This window comes from Amycolatopsis sp. CA-211722, from assembly GCF_056828465.1.
The window spans coordinates 3648374-3670749 of sequence record NZ_CP184752.1 but is presented as its reverse complement, the minus strand read 5'-3'; the positions used below and the strand labels follow the sequence as shown (position 1 = coordinate 3670749).

Here is a 22376-nt window from a genome sequence, read left to right as displayed (position 1 = left end):
TCAGGCCAGCCTCTGCCGGGCCACCTCGACCAGCCCCTCACCGGTGGCCTGTTCGATCGTCGTGACGGCTGATCGGCCGTCGGTCTCGACGGTCGCGACGACATTGCCGAAATGCGGTCCCGACGTCTTCCGCCAGTCGAGTGGAAGGGGTTCGACGCCGCCGCGTTCCGCCCAGCGGCGCGCCAGGGACGCGAGCCGGGCCGACCAGGTGGCGCCGAAAGCCAGCCGGAGGGGCCGCGGCATCGCGTTGTGCACCGGCGAGCACGTGAGCTGGTACACCGCCGAGGTCACCGGATCCGGGTACCGCGCCTCGGCGATGTAGGCGTGGTGGACGTCGCCGGAGAGCACCGCGATGGTGGCGGGCGGATCGTCGCGGCGTCCCTCGCGCGCGATCATCGCCGCGAGCCGGTCGAACGACGCGCGGAACGACGCCCAGTGTTCGAGGTCGCCCGCCTGCCGGATCTTCTCCGCGAGCCGTCCGCGCCACCCGGGGCGGTCACAGGCACGCTCGTTCAGTGATTGCAGGTGGGAGACGACCGGCGGCAGCAGCCACGGGAGCGAGGATCCGATGAGCAGGTGGTCGCACGGCGCGGCGGCGTTGTGCTCGATCCAGTCGAACTCGTCGTCGTCCACCATGCACCGGGCGCCGCCCACCAGGATCCGCCCGGCCCGGCTGTCGATGACCAGCAGCCGCACGGAGCCGAAGTCGCGGCGGTAACTCCATCGCGCGCCCTTGGTGCCGTCGCGGTCGTCGTCGGCTTCGTCGGCGAACTCGATGAGCAGGCCGGCGTTGTCCCCGCCGGAGGCGATGGCCTTCTGGAAGGTCGGGTCCTCGGCGAGTTCGGCGGGGCCGAGGTTCCCGAGGTGCTGGTAGACCCAGTACGACATGATCGCCCCGCGCAGGCGCTCCCGCCACCACGGCTGCGCGCGCATCTGCTGCCGCCAGGCATGGGAGGTGTTCCAGTCGTCGCGGACGTCGTGGTCGTCGAAGATCATCGACGTCGGCACGGTGGACAGCAGCCAGCGGATCACCGGCTCGCCCCAGGCTTCGAGGTAGAGGTGGGTGTACTCCTCGAAATCCGTCACCTCGGTGCCCGGCGGTTTCGAGGTGTCACGGCGCTGCTTCAGCCACTCCTGCGTCTCGTCGGTGGTCTCGTCGGCGTAGACCTGGTCGCCCAGCATCAGCAACGCCTGCGGCCACTCGGTTTCCTCGCCGTCGGCCATCCGGCGGGCGTACGCGGCCAGCGCGTCCGGGCCGAAGGTGTCGCCGTCGTGCGGTTTGCGGCAGGAGCCGAAAACGAGCCGGACCCGGGACTCGTCCGAAGGCAACGTCCGGATCCGGCTGGGCGGGAACCCGGAATCCTCCGGGGGCCAGACCTTTTCGCCATCCACGCGCACGTCGTACTCGTGGGACGAGCCGGGTTCGAGGTCCGTCAGCACCAGCAGGGCGTAGTGGTGGCCTCGGATCTCGAACGTCCTCGCGGTCGTGCCGAGCACCTCGACCTCACTCGCGGTGGCGGTCTCGACCCACACCGTCGCCGACACGTCGTCGACGTGCCGCAGCAACGGACCCAGGCGCAGGCTCATTCCTGAAACGGTGCCACAGCGACGCCAAGATCGTGCGCTGAGCGGAGCCTCAGCCGAGCCGCGCGAAGATCTCGCGGATCCCGGCCAGCGACTTCTCCCGGTCGGCGTCGTCCTCGTACCAGCCGTCGGCGGCCCGGTCTCCGACGATCAGCTCGGGGGTGAACTCCTCGCCGAACCGGTAGTCGCCGAGACAGTAGGTGAACCCCGACTCGCACAGCGGGTCCAGCTCCTCGCGGCGGCAGTGCTCCAGGAAGCCTTCGGCCTGCGCCCACCTCGTGCCGTCGAACCAGAACACGCCACCGGCGTAGAGGATCGTCTCTCCCGAATCCGAGACGAGGTTCAACGACTCGTAGTTCTCCGGCCGGTTCCGCACCAGCGCGACGAGGTCCTCGGGGACGCCGCCGTAAAGCGCCTCCTGCACCGAGTAGTCCTCTTCGGCGTACAGGTTCAGCGCCGATTCGTGGTCGAAGGTCAGCAGCAGCGCGCGGCCGTCCGGGGTGAAGTACCAGACCGCCGACTGGCCGCCGCCGTCGTTCCAGGCGTAGCGCACCGCGCCGTCCACCTCGACCGGCTCGATCTCGGTGATCGCGTCGATCACCGCGGCACGCCGCCGCACCTCGTCGAGGGATGTCGCACCGAGGGCCGCCCAGATCTCTTCGCTCACCCGTGCAGGCTACCGGTGCGCACGTGGCCGATCCGGATCCGCTGCGGGTGGTCGCCGACCGGGACGGACTTCACCTTCGCGCCGGTCGCGAAGTCGATCGCGGTCACTTGGTCCGATCCGCTTTCCGAGATGACGCAATGCCTTCCGTCGCCGCTCACGGTCGCCCAGTACGGCTTCGCGGCGGTCACGAGCGGCCCTTCCCGCAGGCTCGCGCGGTCCACGATGGTCGCGTAGTCGTCCATCGTCCCGGCGACGCAGAGCTTGTCCCCCGCGGGACTCATCGAAAGCCCGTGGTGGCGGGAGTCGTTGACCCAGGTCGTGCGGTCCTCGCTGGTGTCCGGGTTCTTCGGCAGCGTCTTCGACCGCGTGATCCGGTCGGCGGCGACGTCGTATTCGAGGAGACCGTTGAAGAAGGACACCTGGAAGTACAGCTTCGACTCGTCCGGGGTGAACGCCACCGGCCGGACCGCGTCGGAGAGATCCTTGCGCCCGAAGGCGTCCAGACGCTCACGCATGTCGATCACCTTGACCTGCTGGAAGGTCTTCGCGTCGACCACGGTGAGCTTCCGGTCGCCCTTGGTGATGTCCTGCCACGGCGCGTCGAGCGCGGTGTTCACCTCGCCGATCGAGCTGTTCCACAGGTACCGGCCGCCGTCGGTGTAGGTGTTCTCGTGCGGTTTGTCGCCGGTCTTGAACGAGCCGAGCTGCCGTCCGGTCTCGATGTCGAGCACGTGGACGGTGTTGGACGTCGAAGCGGAGACCGCGATGCCGCGGCCGTCCGGCGACACCGCCATGTGGTCGGAGCGGAACCCCGACACCGGGAACCGCCAGTTGACCCGGCCGGTGGCGAGGTCGATCGACACGACGTCGGCGAAGCTCGGGCGGGACGCGACGACCGCGCTCCCGTCCGGGGTCGTGTAGAGGTCGTCGACGAGCTGGTCGTGGCCCTCGCCGACGCCATTGCGGATACCGAGGAAGAACGCGAGCTTGATCGGGTTCAGGTAGATCTCGGTGAGCCGTTCTTCCTTGTCCGGCACCATGTTCACGCGCGCGATCTTCGCGTAGTCGCCGGAGGGCGCGATGACGTCCGCGGTCCCCTCCCAGTTGTTGCCGACGAACAGGACCTGGCGCAGTTCGTCGGCCGCGGCGGCGGGCGCCGAGCCCAGTGCCGCGGCCAGGCAGGTCACGAGGACGGTGGTCAGCAACCGGCGTTTCCGCATCGGGCGCACCTTTCGGCGAGGGCCTGTTACCTTTCGGTAGCTCACAGGAAACCAACCGGCCGGACACCCTCGGTAGGGGACGGTCGCCAACGACCGCCGGCTTCGTTGTGCACCGGGCACAATCCGCGCGGGAAGGCGGTGGCGATGGCGCACCGGTCGCTCCACGACCTGCTGGCCGAGATAGCGGCCGACGCCGAGGTCGTCGACGAGGTGGTCCGGGCCGCCCGCACCGAATCACCCGAAGTGGCGCGGTTGCCGGTGGACGAGAACCGGAGGCACGTCGCGATCGTGCTCGCGGCCGGGCTCGCCTCGTTCGACCGGCCGGGTGGTGCCGGCGAGCAGGACTACGCGGCGGCCGCCGACCTCGGCGCGGACCGGGCCGCGCAGGGTGTGCCGCTCGCCGCGCTGCTGCGCGGGGTGCAGGCGGGCCGCAGCCGCGCGGTGGAGATCGCCGTCGGACGCGGCAAGGCGGCCGGGGTGCCGGACGACGTCATGCTGGCGGCGCTGGTCGACTTCGACCGGAACACCCGCGCTCTCGAACGCCAGGTCATCGCCGGGTACCAGGAAGCCGAACTCGAACTCTCCCGCACGGCGCACGACAACCGCGCCCGGGTGCTGCGGCGGTTGCTGGGCGGCGACGCGACGGCGCCTTCGGCCGGGGAGGTCGCGAACGCCGGGCTGAACCCGGGCGGGCGCTACCACTGCCTGCTGAGCGACGTCGGCGATCCGTACCAGGCACTGGTCGTCGAGCGACGGCTCGGCGCGACAGGTGGCGTCTTCGGCCTGGTCGAAGGGCGGCTGGCCGGGCTGGCGCCGCGGCTGCCCGCCCCGCCCGCGCTCGGGGACGACGTGCTCATGGTGGCCTCGCCCGCTGTCCCGCTCGCCGAGGTCCGGAGCACCCACGCGCTGTGCGTGATGGCCCTGCCGGTCGCCGCGGGATCACGCGGCCTGCACGCGGTGGCGGATCTGGCCGTGGAGACCGCGCTCGCCGCCCAGCCGGGCCTCGCCGCGCTGCTCGAAGGCACCCTGCTGGCCGCGCTGACGCCAGGCGATCCCTTCCACGAACAACTCGTCTCGACCGCGCTGGCCTACCTCGATCACGGGCGGCGGCTCGACCAGACGGCCGCCGCGCTGCACGTCCACGCGAACACCGTCCGGTATCGGCTTTCCCGGCTCGGCGAGATCACCGGAACGTCGCTCGACCCGCCGGACGTGCGGCACACGGTCAACTGGTGGTGGGCGCTGCGGACGTGGCGATCGCGCTGAACCGCCGGGGCCCGTCGTCCGTGTAACCCGATGAAGGCAGTCCACCCCGGAAGGAACCCGCCTTGTCGGTTTTCCCGCGTCCCGCACTCACCGGTCTGCCCGGCGACCGGACGGCAGCCCGCGAAATCGCGTCCAGCGCGGCGACGACCGCGTCCGCGGTGCTCGTCCTGTTCGCTCTGCTCGCGCCTGCCGACCTCGACGGGCTGACGGCGGAGGCGTTCGTGCGGCTGCCGGTGGAGGCGCTGCTCGGGGTGGCGGTCGTGCTCATGCTGCGTGACGGCGCGCGACGCGTCGTCGCGGTGTCGGCCGGCGCGCTCCTCGGGCTCCTGACCGTGCTCAAGGCCATCGACATCGGTTTCGGGCTCACACTGAACCGGCGGTTCAACCCGGTGTTCGACTGGGGTGTGCTCGGCAACGGTGTCGATCTGCTCGGCACGTCCATCGGGCGGACCGGCGCGCTCGCGTCGTTCGCCGGGCTGACGCTGCTGGCCGTGGTCGTGATCGTCCTGATGGCGCTGGCCGTCCTGCGGTTGAGCCGGGTGGTGGCCGGACGGCGCACGGCGTCGACCAGGGTGACGGCCGTGCTCAGCGTGGTCTGGATGGTGTGCGCGGTCTCCGGCGCGCAGCTCGCTCCGGGACAGCCGTTCGCGTCACGCAGCGCGGCCGCCTTCGCCTACGAAGACCTCCGCCAGGTACGAGCCGGTATCCGGGACAGGGAGGCCTTCGCCGCGGAGGTCGCCGTCGACGCTTTCCGTGACACTCCGGCCTCCGGGCTGCTGAACGCGTTGCGCGGCAAGGACGTGCTGTTCACCTTCGTCGAGAGCTACGGGCGGGTGGCCGTCCAGGACTCGGACATCGCGCCGAAGATCGACGCGGTGCTCGACGCCGGGACGGCGCGGCTGAAGAACGCCGGATACGGCTCGCGCAGCGCGTTCCTGACCTCGCCGACGACCAGCGCGGGCAGCTGGCTGGCGCACTCGACGTTCCAGTCCGGGGTCTGGGTCGACAGCCAGCACCGGTACGACGACTTCGTGAAGACCGACCGGTTCACCCTCGGGGGTGCGTTCGAACGCGCGGGCTGGGAGACGGTCGGCGTCGTCCCGGCACATACCGAGGATTGGCCGGAAGGCAAGGTCTACGGCTACGACCGCTATTACGACTCCCGCACCATCGGGTATCGCGGACCGCCGTTCTCCTACGCCACGATGCCGGACCAGTTCACGCTTTCGGCTTTCCAGCGCGCCGAACGCGCTCGGGATCGCCCGCCGCTGATGGCGGAGATCGACCTCGTCACCAGCCACTGGCCGTGGACGCCACTCCCCCGTCTGGTCGACTGGACCGCCGTCGGCGACGGGTCGATCTACGATCCCATGCCCTCGCAAGGGAAAACACCCGAAGAGGTGTTCACCGACCCCGCCAAGGTGCGCGGCGCGTACGGCGACTCGATCGCCTATTCGCTGAACTCGCTGATCTCGTACGTGGAGACGTACGGGGACGACGATCTCGTGCTCGTGTTCCTGGGCGATCACCAGCCGAACCCGATCGTCGCCGGCGCGGGCGCGGATCACGACGTCCCGATCACGGTGGTCACGCGGGACAAGGCGGTACTCGACAAGGTCGCCGGCTGGAACTGGCAGGACGGCCTGAACCCGGACCGGAACGCGCCGGTGTGGCGAATGGACACGTTCCGGGACCGGTTCCTGACCACCTTCGCGCGCTAACCCCCGCCGCAACTAGTCGACTACTTGCTCCCTCTCCCGCATCTAGAGGACTAAACGCGGGTCGCGTCGCGATACCGGTCGGCCAGCTCACGCAAGTAGTCGACTAGTTGCGGGGGTTCGGTGACGCGGAACGGGACGTTGAGGAGTCCTAAGTGGACGGCCATCGTCTCGATGCTGTCCGCGCCGGTGTGCAGGACGCACGTGTTCGCGTCGACGGCCTCCACCGTCCCGACGGCGGGGTTGATCCGCGCGGTCACCTCTTCGGCGGACGCGTGCACGGTGACGTCGGCCCGGTAGCGCCAAGCGGCGGACGACACCCCGCGCCGCACGCGGTCGGTGACGTCCTCGGGCAACTCACGCGCGGTGAACCGCGGACCCGTGGGAACTCGCGGCGTCAGCCTGTCGACGCGGAACGTGCGCCAGTCGCCGCGGTCGAGGTCCCAGGCGACGAGGTACCAGCGGCGTCCCCAGTTCACCAGGCGATACGGCTCGACCTTGCGGACGCTTTCCGAACCGTCGTGGGTCCGGTAGCCGAACCGCAGCACCTCACGATCCCGGCAGCACGCCGTCAGCACGGTGAGCGTCTCGGCGGCGACACGCGGGCCGGGTTCGTCCCTCGGCACCGGGACCGTGTACGCCTGCAGGGCGTTCACGCGGCGGCGCAACCGGGACGGGAGCACCCGCTCCAGCTTGGCGAGCGCGCGCAACGACGTCTCCTCCACGCCCGCGATGGTGCCGCCCGCCGCGGTGCGCAGGCCGATCGCGACGGCGACGGCCTCCTCGTCGTCGAGCAGCAACGGCGGCAGATCGGCCCCCGCGCCGAGGCGGTAGCCGCCGACCGAACCACGGGTGGCGTTCACCGGGTAGCCGAGCGCGCGCAGCCGCTCGACGTCGTTACGGATCGTCCGGGCGCTGACCTCCAGGCGTTCCGCCAGTTCGGTGCCGGTCCAGTCACGGGGAGTCTGCAGCAGGGAGAGCAAACGGAGCAATCGTGCCGAAGTTTCCAACATTTCTTCAGGCTGCCCCTCCATTAGGAACGGGATGTTCCTAATGGAACTCTACCTTGGTCTCATGAGCGAAAACACCGAGATCAAGCCCTTCCGCGTCGAGGTCCCGCAGGCCGAGCTGGACGACCTGGCCGACCGCCTGGCCCGCGTCCGCTGGGCGAACGAACTGCCGGCCGACGAGGTGACCGACGGGGTGCAGCGCGGACCGGTCACGCCGGGCTGGGAGTACGGCGTGCCCCTGGAGTACGTGCGGCGGCTCGTGGCGTATTGGCGCGAGGGCTACGACTGGCGCAAGTGGGAGGCGAAGCTCAACGAGTACCCGCAGTTCACCACGGAGATCGACGGGCAGAACATCCATTTCCTGCACGTCCGCTCGCCCGAGCCGGACGCGAAGCCGCTCATCCTCACCCACGGCTGGCCGAACTCGGTCTTCGAATACCTCGACCTGATCGACCAGTTGACGGACCCGCGTTCTCACGGCGCGGACCCGGCGGACGCGTTCCACGTGGTCATCCCTTCGCTGCCCGGCTTCGGCTTCTCCGGCCCGACGCGCGAGAAGGGCTGGAACCGGTACCGCACGGCTCAGGCTTGGGCCGAGCTGATGCGCCGCCTGGGCTACGAGCGCTATGGCACGCACGGGAACGACGCCGGTTCGTTCGTCGCCCCCGAGGTCGGCCGCGCCGACGCGGAACACGTGATCGGCGTGCACGTCACGCAGCTGTTCTCGTTCCCCAGCGGCGACCCGGCGGAGTTCGAGGGCATGACCGAGAAGGAACTGGAGTACATGCAGTTCCTTCAGTCCTTCAACGACGACATGTCCGGCTACGCCAAACTTCAGGAGAGCGCGCCCCAGAACCTCGCGCACGCGCTGGCCGACTCGCCGACCGGGCAGCTGGCGTGGAGCGCGCAACTGCTGTCGGCGACGAGCGACGACCATGTGCTCACCAACGCCACGCTGTACTGGCTCACCAACACCGCGGCCTCGGCGGCGCGGTTCTACTACGAGGACAAGCACACCGAGCACCCGGCCGAGCCGACGACCGCGCCGACCGGGCTGGCGAGTTTCGCCTACGACTTCCGGCCGTTGCGCCGCTTCGCCGAGCGGGACCACGCGAACATCGTTTCGTGGCAGGAGTTCGACCGCGGCAGCCACTGGGCGACCCAGGACGCGCCGGATCTGCTGCTGGGCGACATCCGGGCTTTCTTCCGCGAACTGTCCTGACGCCTCGGCGGCCTGCCCCAGTGTCAGGAAAGGGTCGTTCGGGACGAAAGATGTCCTGAACGACCCTTTCCTGACATCTCCGGGCGGATCGACGCCGGATTCTCCTGGGGCGCAGGGTGTCGATTGCGGAAGCCCGTGAAGGGGCTCCAGAGTGCTCATGCCGGTTAGAGCCGACCGTGTCCTTGATACCTACTGGCGGTCTTGCGTGACTGGATGGACGACACACGTGATCCGACGGACGACACACGTGCCGTCCGATCAATCACGCGAAGCCGCCGTTCGGCACAGGTAGTCGTGAGTGGTGATGACGGTTAGAACCCGAATCACCACTCACGAGACCAGACCCACTCGGTACCGCCGGGTGCCGGGCTTGGCCCGGGGGTTGCGAAAGCCACTTTCGAGACGTCTGGTGTCCCGAAAGTGGCTTTCGCGACACCGGCGCCAGCCCCCAGACCCCACAGACCGAGCCCGCGAGTCACTCGGCCATGCGGTGCAGCAGGAAGATCCCGTTCAGCAGCGGCCGGTCGAGCCGCTCCTGATCGGTGGCGACATACTCGTCGAGGATGTCGAGGATGCGGTTGTCGAGTTCGGTGGCCTCCTCCGGCGACAGGTGCAGCGCGAACCGTTCGACCACCCGCACCGAACCCGGGCCCGCCTCGCGGAGTTCGTCCTGGAAGGCCTCGATCGGCCCGAACCGGGTGTCTTCGTCCTCGCCGTTCAGCGGCCCGTCCAGCCACCAGGACTTGCCGGCGCTGCGGTAGGGCTTCTCCAGCGCACCGCTCGTCCCGGTGCGTACCGGAGCCTGCTCCAGCAGACCTGCCTCGGTGAGCTGCCGCACGTGGTAGAGCACGGTGCCGGGGTCCTTGTCCAGCCGGTCGGCGAGCTCCTTGTTGGTCAGCTCCCGCTCGCCGCAGAGCCGGAGAATGCGCAGCCGCAACGGATGCCCGAGCGCCTTGGCCTCACGCGCCGTCGCCTCGCGCCGCCGGTCCGCGACCCTCGCGGCGACCTGATCGTCCATGACCGCAGCGTAGCCGACCGATGGAGAAGACAACCATCGATGGAGTTTTCTCAATCGATGTGCGATCCTCGATCGGTGACCGCACTGGGGACCGCCTACTGGCGGCTGTGGAGTTCGTCGGGGCTGTCGAACCTGGCCGACGGGATCGTCAAGATCGCGCTCGGCCTGGTGGCCGTCCAGTTCACCCGGTCACCCGCGCTCATCGCGGGGCTGGCGTTCGTGTCGTCCTTGCCGTGGCTGCTGTTCGCCCTGCACGCCGGGGTGCTCGCCGACCGTGTCGACCGGCGCCGCGCGATGCTCGTGGCCAACGTGGTCCGGGCGAGCCTGCTCGCCGCGCTCGCGGCGGCGAGCGCGCTGGGATTCGGGTCGATCTGGCTGCTCTACGTGGTCGCGCTGGGGATCGGGGTCGCCGAAACGGTCCACGACACGGCCGCGCAGGCGATCCTCCCGCAGATCGTCGGCCGCGAACGGCTGACACGGGCCAACAGCCGCCTCTACGCCGCCGAACTCACCGCCAACGAATTCGCCGGCCCGCCGCTGGGCGGTTTCCTTGTCGCGGCGGGCGCTTTCGTCGCGTTCGCGGCGCCATCGGCGCTCTGGATCGTCGCGGTGGCCGCGCTTTTCTTCGTCCGGGGTGAGTTCCGTGCCGACCGGACTCGCGACACGAGCGTGCGCGAAGATCTGGTCGAAGGACTACGTTTCCTTTGGGAGAACCGGATTCTCCGGATTCTGGCGATCATGGTCGGCGGGTTCAATTTCGCCACGAGCGCCGTGGTCACGATCTTCGTGCTCTACGCGGTCGGCCCGTCGTCGGCGATGGGACTGTCCGAACAGGCCTACGGATTCCTGCTCGCCACCGTCGCCCTCGGCGGTTTCGCGGGGTCGTTCGCGGCCGAGCGCGTCGAACTCGCGCTCGGCCGCTCCCGCACCCTGGCGCTCACCCTGTGCACCGGCGCCGCGTTCGCCGGGATCCCGGCGGTGACCACGAATCCGTACGTCGTCGGAGCGGTCTTCTTCCTCGGCGGGGCCGGGGTCATGGTGTGGAACGTCGTCGTCGTTTCGCTGCGGCAGCGGATCATCCCGGATCATCTGCTGGGCCGGGCCACCAGCGGCCACCGGCTGGTCGCGTGGGGCACCAAACCGCTGGGCGCCGTGGCGGCCGGGCTGCTCGCGGAGATCTTCGGGCTGCGGCCGGTGTTCGCGGGCGCGGCCGCCGTGATCCTGTCGCTGGTGTTCCTCACCCCTCGGGCAGCACCGACCGCACGGCCTCCGGGGTCCGCGCGACCACGGTGGTCCCGTCGTCGGCCGTGATGATCGGACGCTGAATCAGCTTCGGATGGGCGGCCAGCGCGTCGACCCACCGATCGCGGTCGGCGGCCGTGCGCCCCCACGTCTTCAGCTCGAGTTCCTTCGCGATCGGCTCGGCGGTGCGCGTGATGTCCCACGGTTCGAGCCCGAGCCGCTCGAGGACGGCCTTCAGTTCCTTCGCCGTCGGTGGCTCTTCGAGGTACTTCCGCACGGTGTACTCGGCTCCCGCCTCGTCCAGCAGCGACACCGCGGACCGGCATTTGGAGCACGCCGGATTCACCCAGATCTCCATCCGGGCCACCTCCCTCTCTCAAAGCGCTCACTCGGTGAGCACTTTGGTTCCGATGATGGTTGCAGACGTTACGACGAAAGGAACCCGGTCATGGACGAGACCACCTTCAGCGCCGCCTCCCCCGCCGAGTGGCGGGCTTGGCTCGCCGAGAACGCCGGGACCGCGAAGGAGGTCTGGCTGGTCATCCGGCACAAGGGCAGCGGCGTCCCCAGCATCCGGATCGAGGAGGCGATGGAGCAGGCCCTGTGCTTCGGCTGGATCGACGGGCTGCACCGCAAACACGACGCCACGAGTTCCCGCCTGCGGTTCACCCCGCGCGGCCCCCGCAGTTCTTGGAGCCGCGTCAACCGCGAACGGGCCGCCCGCCTGATCGCCGAGGGCCTGATGACCGAACGCGGGCAGGCGATGATCGACCTCGCCAAGGAGAAGGGCCGCTGGCAGATCGTGCCGGACGGCGAGGCCGTCCCCGAGGACCTGCGTGTCCGGCTCGACGCCGACGAGGCGGCCCGCACGCATTTCGAGAAGTTCCCGCCGTCGTCGAAAAGGCTGATCCTGGAATGGATCCTGACGGCGAAGAAGCCGGAAACCCGGGAGCGGCGGATCGCCAGGACCGTCGAGCTCGCGGCCGTGAACCGCCGCGCCAATCACCCGGTCCGGTGACTCAGTTCAGTTCGCATCGGGCCACGAGAAGGGCGATGTCGTCCTGTGCCGGCGTGTTGCCGACGAGCGCGGCCATCACCCGCGCGCACACCAGCGACGGCGGGTCCGCGGTGATCGCGCCGGCGAGCCGTTGCAGGCCGACGTCGATCAGCTGGTCCCGGCGCTCCACGAGACCGTCGGTGTAGAAGGCGAGCACCGCGCCGGGCGGCAGCTCGACCTCGACTCTTCGGCGCCCCGGCCCGGTGACACCGATCGGCGGATCGACGGGAGCGTCGACGAACCTCGACGGCATACCCGGCGCCGCGAGCACCGGCGGCAGATGTCCGGCCAGCGAGACCACGATGCTGCCCCGCGAAACCGAAACCGACCCGTACACGACGGTGGCCAGCGCTCCCGGCTCGAAATGCTGGACCTTCCGGTCCAATTTGGACAGCACCTCCGCCGGGTCGTCCGATTCGAGCGCGTAGGCGCGGAGGGCGCTCCGCAGCCGCCCCATGATCACCGCGGCGTTCAGACCGTGCCCGGCGACGTCACCCATCACGATGCCGAGGCGGCCGTCCGGCAGCGGGAACAGGTCGTACCAGTCACCGCCGACGCCGGGCTCGGTTCCCGGCACGTACCGGGCGGCGAACTTCATCCCGGAGACGGCGGGCAGCCGGGCGGGCAGCAGGCTCCGCTGGAGCGCCGCGGCGGCCGCGCGATCGCTGGCGGCGACGTCGATCTGCACCTCCAGCGCGAGCCGGCCGGCCACCAGCCGGAGCAGTTCGACGTCGGTCTCGGAGAATTCCCGCGGCGTCACCGACCCGACGTGGAGGACGCCGACCAGTTCGTCTTCGGCCAGCATCGGCACCCCCAGCAGGGTGCGCAGCCCTCGCTCCCACAGAAGCGCGTTCACCACCGTGGTCTCGTCGACGTGGTCGATGATCACCGGTCGCCGCTGCTCGGCGATCCGCCCCGCGAAACCGGCTCCGACGGGGATCCGGACGTCCTGGTAGACCTCCTCCTCGATCCCGGAGGCGGCGATGGCCTGCAGCTGCTGCGCCGTCGGATCGAGCCGGAGCACCGTGGCCGTGTCGACCCCGAGCACTTCGCGGACACGCGTGAGGAGCGTCGCCATCACCTCGTCCTGGCCGAGTTTCCCCAGGGACGTATCGGTGATGGCTTCGAGCACCTGGAGCCGGTCCGCGGCGGTCGGGGTCTCGGGCATGCGCAGAGCCTATCCAGTCCGTTCGGCCCGCACCGCCCAGCCCGCCGCCAGTTCGCCGAGGTCCTCAGCCAGTACGGCACTCGGCGGAATGGCGTCCCGGGGCACGCGGGAGGCGAGCGCCGTGCCGAGACCCGCCATCCGGATGACGGTGTCGATCAGCGCCTCCGGCTCCTCCGGCCAGCCGAAGCCCGGCTGGGCGATCAGCAGGCTCACGCAGCCGTGCATCGCCGACCAGAGCCCCATCGCGAGGACTTCCGCCTCCCCGTGCAGGATCCCGGCCCGCACGCAGGTGGCCGTCGCGTCGGCTAGATACCGGAAGCAGGCGACCGCGCCGGGCGACGAACCGCCGGAGGGACGCATCAGGAGCACCCGGTACTGCACCGGATGGTCGAGCGCGAACCGCGCGTACACCCGCGCGCACCGGCTGAGCGCGCGCATCGGATCGGCGACCCCGACGGCGTGTTCACGCATCCGGTGCGCGAGTTCGTCCCACACCCGCAGGCAGACCGCCTCCAGAAGCGCGTCGCGGCTCGGGAAGTGCGCGTAGACCGACGGCGTGGAGACGCCGGTCCGGCGCGCGACGGCACGCAGCGTCAGCGCCTCGTCGGTCCCCGCCTCGCCGAGCAGGGCGTCTGCGGCGCTCAGGATCTCGCCCCGCAGCTTCTCCCCTTCGCCCGGTCGCGCCTTCGTCCGCTTCGCGCCCATGCCGTGATGCTGCCAGCATTGACTTGACACCGTCAAGTTGACGATGTCAGCTTGAACCCATGGCGCCTTTCCAGACCGCGACCGCCCTCGTCCGCCGCGGCGACGGCCCGGTGTTCGACACCGAACTCGATCCACAGTGGACGATCGGGACGAAGCTGCACGGCGGCTACCTGCTCGCCGTGCTCGCCAGGGCCGCCGCCGAGGTCTCCACGCATCCGCATCTGACCGCGATCAGCGGCTCGTTCTCCGTGGCCCCGGAACCCGGCCCGGCGGTCGTCGAGGTCGAGACGCTGCGCGAAGGCCGCGGCCTCACCCAGTTGCGCGCGCGGCTGAGCCAGCACGGCAAGCCCTGCACCGAGGCCCTGATCACCCAAGGCGTCCTGGCCGACGGCGACGCGTGGTGGTCCGGAGTGGACCCGGTCGAGATCCCCCCGGAGCAGGACTGCCTGCCCGTACCGGCCGACGGCGGGGGCGGATTCCGGATCGGCCTGATGGACGTCGTCGAGCAGCGGATCGATCCGGCCTCGGCGGGCTTCGCGGTGGGACAGCCGTCCCGGAAGGGTGTCATCTCGTCCTGGCTGCGGCTCGCCGACGGCTCCGACTGGGATCCGGTGAGCCTGCTCGTGGCGCTCGACCCGGTGCCGCCGATCTCCTACGACCTCGGCATCGCGGGCTGGGCGCCGACCGTCCAGTTCACCGCGTACCTGCGCGGCATTCCGGCGCCGGGCCCGGTGCGGGTGCGGATGCGCGCGGGCGAGATCGGCGGCGACCGGATGGACGAGGTCGCCGAACTCTGGGACGAGAAGAACAGGTTGATCGGGCAAGCGACGCAAATCGCCGCCGTCCGCGTCCCCTGAACCACCCGAAAGAAGGGTCATGACGCGGCGCCGGGAGTTAAGATCCGGCGTCGACGTCATTGTTCTGGGGGCAGGACCATGGAAGTGGAACCACGCCGCGCGGACCCGGCCGGATCCGAGATCACCCGGCTCTGCCGGACACTGGTGCCGCTGGCGGCCGCCGGCAAATACGCCGAGGCCGCGTCGACCTACCGATGGGTGACCAGGGCGTCGGCCGGGGATCCGCTCCACTACGGCGATCACGCGCTGCGCCTGGAGTTCTGCGCCCTCACCGGCAACGAGCACACCGGTGTCGATCTTCTGTCGCTTTTGGACGGTGTGGGCGACCACGGGGACGCCGTGGCCAGGCTGGAGTTCTTCGCCTCGGCCGCGCTGCTCACCCGTCGTTTGACGGAAACCGGATACGGCGGGATCCCGTTCGTTCTCGACGGCCCGTACGACGGTGTTCCCCTGAGCAGGCTCCACCGGCGAATGCGGGCGGCGGCGCTCGTCGAAGCCGAAGAACTCGACGAACGTGATGACGCCGGCTATTTCACCGCTTACGCCGAACGGAAAATGGCCGCTGATCCAGTCGCGGAATTCGTTCCCCTCCTGCCTTCCGCGCTCCCCCGGGCGCCGATCGCGCCCCCGCCGGGGCTGTCCGCGGAGGAACTGGTCATCCGCGCGGAGATCCACAACCACCGGTGCGAGCCGGAGGAGGCGCGGGCCTGTCTCGCGGCGATCGAAACCGTCCCGGACGAAATCGCCCCGCGGCTGACCGAACTGCGCGCGATCTTCTTCCAGGGCGACGACACCGAGGAACGGCTGCGCCACGCCGCCGCCGGATTCCGGCGTCGGAACGACGAAATCCGGTTCCTGCTCAACCAGTGTTGGCTCGGGCTGTGGCTCGTCTTCGACGATCAGGCCGAGACAGGGGTCGCGCTGACGACGGTGGCCGCGGCGCGGTTGCGTGCCGGGACGGACGATCGCGCCGCCTGCTGGGGCGAATACTGGCTGGCGCACGTGCTTTCCGGGCAGGGCCGCACCGCCGAGGCGTACGAGGTGTTGCGACGGGGTGCCGAGCGGGCTCGCGAAGCCGGGGATCCCTTGCTCCACGGCACACTTCTGTGCCTGGAGGCGTCGCTGCGGAACGGCGACGGCGAGGATCCGGTGACCGCGCTGGAACTCGCGCGGGCGGCGACGGACGCCTTCGTCGTAGGAAACGTCGGCGAGAAGGCCGTCGAGGCCGTCGAACAGGTGCGGATCGCCTACGAGCGCACCGGATCGCTCGACGAACTGGACGTCTTCGTCGAGCACCTGCTGTCGACGCTGCCCGTGGGTGGCCCGGAACGCTTGCGCGGACATCTCCGTCATCTCCGGGCGCTGTCGCTGATCGGCACCGGCCGGTTCGCCGAAGCCGTCGACGACGCCTACGCCGCGCTCGGTGTCGCCGCGTCGAAAGGCAAGGACACCGCGGAACATTGGTACGTCCTCGTCACCGCGCTGCACGGCGCGGGCCGCTACGACGACGTGCTCGACGTCGCTCCCCGCACCATCGCCCTGCTCACCGCGTCACCGGACTGGGCGCACCGATGCCGGTGGATGTACGCCGACAGCTACCGCGCGCTCGGCGAATCCTCACGCGCCTTCGACGAATACGCCGTCCTCGCCGAAATACTCCAGGATTCGGGCGACACGGGACATTCCTACATCTCCGTGAGCATGGCCGCCGCCGAGCAACTCGACCTGCTCGGCTACGGCGCGAACGCCGCCGACTTCTACGCGCGGGCCGCCGACGCGGCCTCGGCGATCGGTGGCGGTTACGTGGCGGCCACCTGCCGCAACGCCGCGACGCTGGCGCGGCTGCGGTCCGGCGACCTCGACGCGGCACTGACCGCGCTCGACGCCGCGGAAACCGCCGTGCACGCGGTGAAAACCGAAACCGCGCCCGTCAGGGACCATCTCGTCGCCCAGCTCGACCACGTCGCCGCCCACGTCCTCAGCGCCGCGGGCCGGGTGCGGGAGGCCGCCCGTCGCGCGCTCAGCGCCGCCGAGACGTTCCACCGGATAGGCGAAGACGAGTCCGCCCGGGACGTGAACCTGTTGCTCGAACAGATACTCCTGGGCGAAGGGGACCTTCCCCGCATGTGACGAAGCGAAGGGCGCTTTCCCCCCATGACATGCGGGGAAAGCGTCCTTCAGCGGCTTGCCAGCCTCGCCCACCGGGAGAAAGATGCCCGGCATGTCCGACGGAGCCAGCGGTACCCGAAGCCTGTCGATCGGCTCGATCGCGCTGTGGGTCGTGCGCGTCGCACTTGCCGCCGAGTTCCTCTACAGCGGCTATCTGCTGTTCGCGGGCGGCCACACCGAACAGACCTTCGCCGAGATCGGGCTCGGGCAGTGGCTCCGGTACGTCACCGGCGTACTCGAGGTCGGCGGCGCGATCGGGCTGCTCGTCCCCCGTCTCGGCGGGCCGTCGGCGCTCCTGCTGGCCGGGGTCATGGTCGGCGCGAGCGCCACGGAGCTGTTCATCCTCGCCAACGGCGGCCCGGTCCTGCCGCTCGTCCTGCTGATCGCCTGCGCGACGCTGGCGTGGTTCCTCCAGGATCAGACGCGCGCGCTGCTCGGCATCAAGCCGCCCGCCGACGACGAGGACCCGCGCTAGCCCGCGAGCGACGTCGGCATCGACCTTGATCACCGGGCCGCGGCCCGGTTCGGCGAACGCGAGCCGACCTTCGTCCGAACGGCGCAGTGGCCTCCCGCCGAATGCCCCGCTCACCGGTACAGACAAAGAAAAACCGCATGTCAGCGTGCCTCGCGAGACCCTGACGAGGACGCCGAAATCCGATCATCAGCGTGATCATGCGCTCACTCAAGGTGAAAGATTGCGGCTCGTTTACAACGAACCGGCCACCTGCTTGACAGTCGGAGTGGTACGTACCACGCTGCCCGCATTGGTCTACACCATTTTGTGGGAGCCCGGCATGGTGGCCGGGCATCGAAAGGACGGCACGAGTGAAGCGCTGGCTCAAGATGGCTGCGGGCGCCGCCGCCATCACCCTCGCGACGGCGGGCTGCGCCGGTTCCGGTAGTGGCGACAGCACGAATTCGAGCGCTCCGGCCTCGAACGGCACGCTCACGGTCTGGCTCATGACCGGAACCGCCCCGGAAACCCTGACGAACTCGCTCCACAAGGAATTCGAAGACGCGCACCCCGGCGTCAAGGTCAAGTACGAGATCCAGCAGTGGAACGGCATCCAGCAGAAGCTGACCACCGCGCTGGCCAGCGACAACCCGCCGGACGTGATCGAGCTGGGCAACACCCAGACCCCCGCGTTCGCGAACCAGGGCGTGCTCGCCGACCTCACCTCGAGCGTCGGCGACTTCAACGGCGCCCAGTGGCTCCAGGGCCTCAAGGCCTCGGGCGAATTCGACGGCAAGACCTACGGCATCCCGTTCTACGCGGCCAACCGTGAGGTCATCTACCGCAAGGACATGTTCGAGCAGGCCGGTGTCACCGCGACGCCGAAGACCCGCACGGAGTGGCTCGACGCGATCACCAAGCTCAAGGCCAAGTTCGGCAGCGACCCCGAGTTCCAGGCCCTGTACCACCCCGGCCAGAACTGGTACGAGCTGCTGTCCTACATCTGGGACGAGGGCGGCGACATCGCCCAGGCCAACGGCAAGTCCTTCAAGTCGACGCTGGACACCCCGCAGGCGAAGGCCGGGCTCGAGTTCTACAAGCAGCTCACCGAGGCTTCGGGCACCAAGGCGCCGAAGGACGCAGACGAGGCCACCCCGCAGCAGGCCGGCATCTACGGCGCGGGCAAGGTCGCGATGATGATCGGTGTGCCGGGTGAGGTCGACACCGCGGCGAAGACCGACCCGTCGATCAAGGAGAAGTCGGCCGCCTTCCCGATCCCGGGCAAGACCGCCGGCAAGTCGGCCCCGGTCTTCCTCGGCGGCTCGAACCTGGTCATCCCGGCCAACAGCAAGAACGCGGCCGCGGCCAAGGACTACGTCAAGCTGTTCTCCACCCCGAAGTACCAGACCGAGCTGGCCAAGGCCGGTTACGTCCCCGGTACCTCGACCGACGTGTCCGCGCTCGACGCGAACCCGCTCACCAAGGTCATGGCCGAGGCGTCCAAGAACGGCCGCGCCGTGCCGACCAGCCCCAAGTGGGGTGACGTCGAGTCCGGTCAGAACCCGATCAAGGACATGCTGACCGCCTACCTGACCGGAACGAAGACGCTCGACCAGGCGACCGCCGACGCCAACGCAGCGCTCGACAAGCTCATCGGCGGATGACCACGACCAAAGATGTGACGATGCCGGCGGGGGCCACCCCGCCGGCATCGCCGCGCATCAAACCCCCGAAGTCCAACCGGCGCCTCCGCCTCGGCGAGCGGACGGCGCCGTACCTGCTGATCCTTCCGGCGCTGGTCGCCATCCTGGTCCTGCTGGGCTGGCCGACGCTGCAGCTGATCGGGATCAGTCTCCGCAAGCTCGACCTCCGTGAGCTGGTCTCCGGAGAGATGGTCTGGGTCGGGTTCGAGAACTTCACCGAGATCCTGTCCGACTCCGAATTCTGGGAGATCACGGTCCGCACGCTGGTGTTCACCGCCGCGGTCGTGATCGCCACCCTGCTGCTCGCGCTGTTCATGGCGCTCCTGATGCGGCATCTGAACCCGGTGGTCCGGGTGATCCTGCAGGTCGCGCTGATCCTCGCGTGGGCGACCCCGGTGCTCGCGACGACCACGGTCTTCCAGTGGATCTTCGACCAGCAGTACGGGATCCTGAACAAGACGCTCGCGAAGCTCGGTTTCGAAGGCTTCATCGGACATTCCTGGTTCTCCACCGGCCCGAGCACGCTGACCGTGATCGGCTTGCTGGTCGTCTGGCAGGCCGTGCCGTTCGTGGCGTTCACGCTCTACGCCGGGCTCCTCGGCGTCCCGAAGGAACAGTACGAGGCCGCGGGCATCGACGGCGCGAACGCCTGGCAGGCGTTCTGGGCGGTCAGCTGGCCGGCGATCCGGCCGATCCTGACCATGGTCACGTTCCTGTCGGTGCTGTGGGACTTCAAGCTGTTCGCCCAGGTGTGGGCGATCCGCCAGGGCGGGCCGGACGGCGCCAGCACGACACTGCCGGTCTACATGTACCTCAAGGGCCTCGCGGGCAACCACTTCGGCCTGGCGGCGACCGCCGCCCTGCTGATGATGCTCGTGCTGATCCTGCTCACCGCCCGGTACGTCCAGCTGCTGGTGCGCTCGAAGGAGGCCGACCTGTCATGAAGAAGTCCTTGACCCAGCGGATCGGCCTCGGCACGTTCGGCGTGCTCGTGGCCCTCCTGTTCGTCTTCCCGACGTACTGGATGGTCACGTCCTCGCTGAAGACGCCGGGCCAGGTCCTGTCCCCGGACTACGACCTGATCCCGTCCGCGGCGACGCTCGACAACTTCGTCACGGCGCTGACGAAGCCCGGGTTCACCACGTACCTGACCAACAGCCTGATCGTCACGCTCGGCGCGGTGCTGTGCTCGCTCGTCGCGGGCGTCCTGGCCGCGGTCACCCTGTCCCGGATGCGTTTCCGCGGGCGCAAGGGTTTCCTGATGCTCGTGCTGGTCGCCCAGCTGGCGCCGTTCGAAGCGCTGCTGATCCCGATGTACCTGCTGATGCGTGACGCCGGGCTGCTCAACCAGCTGCCTTCGCTGCTGCTGGTGTACTTCGCGGCGACGCTGCCCTTCACGTGCTGGATGCTCTACGGCTTCGTCAACGGCATCCCGTACGACCTCGAAGAGGCCGCGATGATCGACGGCTGCAGCCGGGCGGGCGCCTTCCGCCGGGTGACGCTGCCGCTGCTCGCGCCGGGGCTGGTGACCACGTCGGTGTTCAGTTTCATCACCGCGTGGAACGAGTTCCTGTTCGCGTTCGTGTTCATGCGCGACCAGAGCAAGCAGACGCTGCCGGTGTGGCTGTCTTCGTTCCGCACGGCGTTCTCCGTGGACTGGGGCGGCATCATGGCGGCGTCGGTCATCTACGCCGTGCCCGCGCTGGTGTTCTTCATCATCGTCCAGCGCAAGCTCGTGTCCAACCTGACCGCAGGCGCAGTGAAGGGGTAATCCTTGTCTTCACCGGAAAAGCTCGCCGCATCCGTGCTCGTCCCCGGCTTCGACGGCACCACCGCGCCGGATTGGCTGCGCCGCAAGGTGGCCGACGGTCTCGGCGGCGCGATCCTGTTCGGCCGCAACGTGGTCGACGACGAGCAGGTGGCCGCGCTGAGCGCGCAGCTGCGGGCCGAACGGCCCGACGTGCTCGTCGGCATCGACGAGGAGGGCGGTGACGTCACCCGGCTCGACGTCGCCACCGGCTCGTTCGTGCCGGGGCCGCTCGCACTCGGCGCCGCGGACGACGTCGAGCTGACGACCTCGGTCGCGGCGGCGCTCGGCGAACGGCTGGCCGCGTGCGGGGTCACGATCAACTTCGCCCCGTGCGCGGATCTGACGCTGGCGGCCGAGGATCCCTCGATCGGGGTCCGGGCGTTCGGTTCGGATCCGGTGAAGGCGTCACCGCATGTCGCGGCGTACATCACCGGGCTGCAGAAGTACGGCGTGGCCGCGTCCGCCAAGCATTTCCCCGGGCACGGGGCGGCCACGGACGATTCGCACCACGCGCTGCCGGTGCTGCCCAGGACCGAGGCCGAACTGCACGAGATCGAGCTCGTCCCGTTCAAGGCCGCGATCGCGGCCGGGGTGCGCGCGGTGATGACCGGGCATCTCGTCGTACCCGCGTGGGGTGAGCTGCCCGCGACGCTCAACCCGAAGGCGCTCACCGACGTCCTGCGCGGCGAGCTCGGCTTCACCGGCGCGGTGATCACCGACGCGCTCGACATGGGTGCCGTCGCCGGGGAACTCGGCAAGACCGAGGGGGTCGGCCGGGCGTCGGTGCGGGCGCTGATCGCCGGCGCCGACGCGCTGTGCCTGGGCGGGGTGTCGTTCGAAGAGGACGAGCTGAACCGGATCGCGGCGGTCATCGCGGCCGCCGTCGAGTCCGGTGAGCTGCCGATGGAGCGGCTGGTGGAGGCGTCGGAGCGGGTCGCCGCGCTCGGCAATCCCCCGGTGTCGACGCCGATCTCGCCGGTGGATCACACCCTCGGCCTGGAGGCGGCGCGCAAGGCGTTGCGGATCAAGGGGTCGCCGAAGCTGGACGGCCCCCCGCTGGTGATCGACATCGAGACCGAGCCGATCATCGCGGCCGGCCCGATGCCGTGGGGGCTCGGCTCGCACTTGACCGGGCTCGTGCCCGGCACGCGCGCGGTCAAGGTCACCGGGGACGAGATCGCGATCGCGATCGAGGCCGTCCAGGGCGCCCGCGACGTCGTCGTGGTGACCCGCGAAGCGCACCGGCACCCCGAGGTCCGCGAATTCCTGAGCTGGCTGCGCGAGTCTTCCGTGGACTACATCCGGGTCGAGACCGGCGTTCCCGGCCCGGAGACCGAGGGGCCGCGGATCGACACGTTCAGCGGGTCCTACGTCAGCCTCCGTGCCGCCGCGGAGTACCTGGCCTGATCCCTCTCGCATTTCGTCCTCTGAATGCGGTACTTGCACACGCAACTACCGCATTCAGAGGACGAATTGCGTTATTCGGTTGCGGGGCCGGAGCAAGGG

At 69.7% G+C, this 22376-nt stretch carries 20 protein-coding genes; 12 read left to right on the top strand and 8 right to left on the bottom strand.

The annotated features are described in order from the left end of the window. From ACOCEP_RS18065 to ACOCEP_RS18055, 3 genes are read right to left on the bottom strand one after another with little or no spacing between them, the layout of a single operon-like run. Nucleotides 1–1587, bottom strand: a complete 1587-nt coding sequence (locus ACOCEP_RS18065; protein WP_482338611.1) for an alkaline phosphatase D family protein — start codon at nucleotides 1585–1587, stop codon at nucleotides 1–3. A 49-nt stretch (nucleotides 1588–1636) separates the two neighbouring features. Next, nucleotides 1637–2251, bottom strand: coding sequence for a hypothetical protein (locus ACOCEP_RS18060; protein ID WP_482338610.1), 615 nt, complete (start codon nucleotides 2249–2251; stop codon nucleotides 1637–1639). Further along, nucleotides 2248–3471: a YncE family protein gene (locus ACOCEP_RS18055; RefSeq protein ID WP_482338608.1), complete on the bottom strand. Its 1224-nt coding sequence runs from the start codon at nucleotides 3469–3471 to the stop codon at nucleotides 2248–2250. Before ACOCEP_RS18055 ends, ACOCEP_RS18060 begins: the two co-directional genes overlap by 4 nt. A gap of 144 nt (nucleotides 3472–3615) precedes the next feature. Here ACOCEP_RS18055 and ACOCEP_RS18050 point away from each other — a divergent pair, with 144 nt between their 5' ends. Both ACOCEP_RS18050 and ACOCEP_RS18045 read left to right on the top strand, forming a co-directional pair. Further along, on the top strand, nucleotides 3616–4737 hold the full coding sequence (locus ACOCEP_RS18050; protein ID WP_482338607.1) for a PucR family transcriptional regulator: 1122 nt from the start codon (nucleotides 3616–3618) through the stop codon (nucleotides 4735–4737). Between the two features lie 62 nt (nucleotides 4738–4799). Next, a complete protein-coding gene (locus ACOCEP_RS18045) occupies nucleotides 4800–6458 on the top strand; it encodes a sulfatase-like hydrolase/transferase (RefSeq protein ID WP_482338605.1) in 1659 nt (552 codons plus the stop codon). A 50-nt stretch (nucleotides 6459–6508) separates the two neighbouring features. Here the strand turns inward: ACOCEP_RS18045 and ACOCEP_RS18040 are convergent, their stop codons facing one another. Next, a complete protein-coding gene (locus ACOCEP_RS18040; protein ID WP_482338603.1) occupies nucleotides 6509–7468 on the bottom strand; it encodes a helix-turn-helix transcriptional regulator in 960 nt (319 codons plus the stop codon). Nucleotides 7469–7529: 61 nt separating this feature from the next. On the opposite strand from ACOCEP_RS18040, the gene ACOCEP_RS18035 reads away from it, so the two are divergent. Beyond that, nucleotides 7530–8687 (top strand): epoxide hydrolase family protein, encoded by a 1158-nt coding sequence (locus ACOCEP_RS18035; RefSeq protein ID WP_482338602.1) that lies wholly within the window; start codon nucleotides 7530–7532, stop codon nucleotides 8685–8687. Nucleotides 8688–9162: 475 nt separating this feature from the next. On the opposite strand, the gene ACOCEP_RS18030 is transcribed toward ACOCEP_RS18035, so the two are convergent. Next, complete coding sequence (locus ACOCEP_RS18030) at nucleotides 9163–9705, bottom strand: ArsR/SmtB family transcription factor (RefSeq protein WP_482338601.1); 543 nt, start codon at nucleotides 9703–9705, stop codon at nucleotides 9163–9165. 75 nt (nucleotides 9706–9780) lie between these two features. On the opposite strand from ACOCEP_RS18030, the gene ACOCEP_RS18025 reads away from it, so the two are divergent. Then, entirely contained in the window at nucleotides 9781–11016 is a 1236-nt protein-coding gene (locus ACOCEP_RS18025; protein ID WP_482338599.1) for an MFS transporter, read from the top strand. Here ACOCEP_RS18025 and ACOCEP_RS18020 read toward each other — a convergent pair. After that, entirely contained in the window at nucleotides 10943–11305 is a 363-nt protein-coding gene (locus tag ACOCEP_RS18020) for an arsenate reductase family protein (RefSeq protein WP_482338597.1), read from the bottom strand. The two genes, ACOCEP_RS18025 and ACOCEP_RS18020, sit on opposite strands and share 74 nt — an antisense overlap. Before the next feature lie 90 nt (nucleotides 11306–11395). Here ACOCEP_RS18020 and ACOCEP_RS18015 point away from each other — a divergent pair, with 90 nt between their 5' ends. After that, nucleotides 11396–11965 (top strand): YdeI/OmpD-associated family protein, encoded by a 570-nt coding sequence (locus tag ACOCEP_RS18015; protein WP_482338595.1) that lies wholly within the window; start codon nucleotides 11396–11398, stop codon nucleotides 11963–11965. 1 nt (nucleotide 11966) lies between these two features. On the opposite strand, the gene ACOCEP_RS18010 is transcribed toward ACOCEP_RS18015, so the two are convergent. Both ACOCEP_RS18010 and ACOCEP_RS18005 read right to left on the bottom strand, forming a co-directional pair. Then, on the bottom strand, nucleotides 11967–13172 hold the full coding sequence (locus ACOCEP_RS18010) for a PP2C family protein-serine/threonine phosphatase (protein WP_482338593.1): 1206 nt from the start codon (nucleotides 13170–13172) through the stop codon (nucleotides 11967–11969). Between the two features lie 9 nt (nucleotides 13173–13181). Next, nucleotides 13182–13877, bottom strand: a complete 696-nt coding sequence (locus ACOCEP_RS18005) for a TetR/AcrR family transcriptional regulator (protein ID WP_482338591.1) — start codon at nucleotides 13875–13877, stop codon at nucleotides 13182–13184. A 59-nt stretch (nucleotides 13878–13936) separates the two neighbouring features. On the opposite strand from ACOCEP_RS18005, the gene ACOCEP_RS18000 reads away from it, so the two are divergent. The 7 genes from ACOCEP_RS18000 (at nucleotide 13937) to ACOCEP_RS17970 (ending at nucleotide 22277) form a co-directional block, all read left to right on the top strand. Next, a complete protein-coding gene (locus tag ACOCEP_RS18000; protein ID WP_482338590.1) occupies nucleotides 13937–14734 on the top strand; it encodes a thioesterase family protein in 798 nt (265 codons plus the stop codon). A 78-nt stretch (nucleotides 14735–14812) separates the two neighbouring features. Next, entirely contained in the window at nucleotides 14813–16864 is a 2052-nt protein-coding gene (locus tag ACOCEP_RS17995) for a hypothetical protein (RefSeq protein ID WP_482338588.1), read from the top strand. 91 nt (nucleotides 16865–16955) lie between these two features. Continuing rightward, on the top strand, nucleotides 16956–17378 hold the full coding sequence (locus ACOCEP_RS17990) for a DoxX family protein (protein WP_482338587.1): 423 nt from the start codon (nucleotides 16956–16958) through the stop codon (nucleotides 17376–17378). 350 nt (nucleotides 17379–17728) lie between these two features. Next, nucleotides 17729–19021 carry an extracellular solute-binding protein gene (locus ACOCEP_RS17985; protein ID WP_482338585.1) on the top strand — a complete coding sequence of 431 codons (1293 nt, stop codon included), beginning with the start codon at nucleotides 17729–17731 and terminating at the stop codon, nucleotides 19019–19021. Further along, the gene (locus ACOCEP_RS17980; protein ID WP_482338583.1) at nucleotides 19018–20004 is read left to right on the top strand and encodes a carbohydrate ABC transporter permease; all 987 of its coding nucleotides are present in this window, start codon (nucleotides 19018–19020) and stop codon (nucleotides 20002–20004) included. The genes ACOCEP_RS17985 and ACOCEP_RS17980 overlap by 4 nt, the downstream gene beginning before the upstream one ends. Then, a complete protein-coding gene (locus ACOCEP_RS17975) occupies nucleotides 20001–20831 on the top strand; it encodes a carbohydrate ABC transporter permease (RefSeq protein WP_482338582.1) in 831 nt (276 codons plus the stop codon). Before ACOCEP_RS17980 ends, ACOCEP_RS17975 begins: the two co-directional genes overlap by 4 nt. Nucleotides 20832–20834: 3 nt before the next feature. Then, on the top strand, nucleotides 20835–22277 hold the full coding sequence (locus ACOCEP_RS17970; protein ID WP_482338580.1) for a glycoside hydrolase family 3 protein: 1443 nt from the start codon (nucleotides 20835–20837) through the stop codon (nucleotides 22275–22277). Nucleotides 22278–22376 lie beyond the last annotated feature (99 nt).